Consider the following 241-nt stretch of genomic DNA (forward strand, 5'->3'; position numbering starts at 1 on the left):
CTGCCGCCAGAAACTCTTCCAGTGCGCGCGCTCCCATAACGATATCCTGCTGCAGCGCGGGCTCAAACTCTTCCACCTCCGCGTTGAAGCCGTTCAAGTAATCGGCGGTCAGATGCCCGATTGGCTGCGCCGCGAGGTCGCGATAGGTGACCTGTAGATCGGCGCCGCCAAGCTGGTTCACCACTGCCTGGCTAAGGGCTCTGCTGACGCTATTGCCACCCAGGATGCTCGAATCGATGTG

Annotated in this window: 1 protein-coding gene; it reads right to left on the reverse strand. The window is 61.0% G+C overall.

Going from position 1 to position 241, the window contains the following annotated elements:
• On the reverse strand, positions 1 to 241 hold a 241-nt coding region (locus SB660_RS23310; protein ID WP_410584934.1), incomplete at both ends, for an NAD(P)H-dependent oxidoreductase.

It is taken from the genome of Bacillus sp. SIMBA_005, from assembly GCF_046535585.1.
Lineage (GTDB): Bacteria > Bacillota > Bacilli > Bacillales > Bacillaceae > Bacillus > Bacillus pumilus.